The 699-nt window shown below is 51.6% G+C and carries 2 protein-coding genes; both read left to right on the top strand.

All coding sequences use genetic code 11. From position 1 onward, the window contains the following. The first annotated feature begins 174 nt into the window (after positions 1–174). On the top strand, positions 175–558 hold the full coding sequence (locus tag U8U68_RS22065; RefSeq protein WP_160579560.1) for a hypothetical protein: 384 nt from the start codon (positions 175–177) through the stop codon (positions 556–558). 4 nt (positions 559–562) lie between these two features. Further along, positions 563–699, top strand: a 137-nt coding sequence (locus U8U68_RS22070) for a helix-turn-helix domain-containing protein (RefSeq protein ID WP_322204633.1), incomplete at its 3' end; no start/stop codon positions are given.

Genomic DNA, 699 nt, shown 5'->3' on the forward strand with positions numbered 1-699 from the left:
TTAAGATTATCGGCACGCCGTATTATGACGCTACGGACTGGAATTTTATTCGGTTCGATTGTGCGGGCTGGCATTGGCTGATGAACAACGGCGGCATTTGCAAAGTGTACGACTAAAAAGAAGATCGGGCGCGGTGGAAGGCCGCCGCGCCCGACCTGAAAGGGGGGTGCGGTAGTGAAACTGGATAGCGCTTTTTCGCGTGAGATCAAGAAAATTGCAAACGGTGACGGAAGCCGTGAAGCAAAGTTTGTATTTAGAAAAAAGGTAGAGGCGGCAAAGAAGGAGCTTTCAACGCCCGAAGTGCGACGTGCATTTGGGGAGTGCTTGCAAAAGTACGGGCGCGTTCCGGTTGCAATCTGTACTGCCGTTACAATTATTGAGCGGCGGGACAGGCTGGAAGCCTGCACAATACGCTGGGCAACGGAAGTTTTGAAGCTATGGACAAACAGAAGTTTTAGCAATCTTCTGTTTGCTTACATCGACGACGGTTTACACCCGTCAAGAATAGAAGAATATGCAGGGGCGTTCATGCGGCTTACAACGGAAGAATGGTGGTGAAAATATGGCGGGAAGGTACAAATACCTGACGTTTGAGGATCGGCAGAAAATCGAAGTGTGGCACGCCCGCGGGGATCGCCCGCTTGAAATTGCCGCGCGGCTGGGCGTGCATACGGCGACGATCTACAACGAATTGAAGCG

The organism is Acutalibacter intestini, assembly GCF_034334985.1.
Lineage (GTDB): Bacteria > Bacillota > Clostridia > Oscillospirales > Acutalibacteraceae > Acutalibacter > Acutalibacter intestini.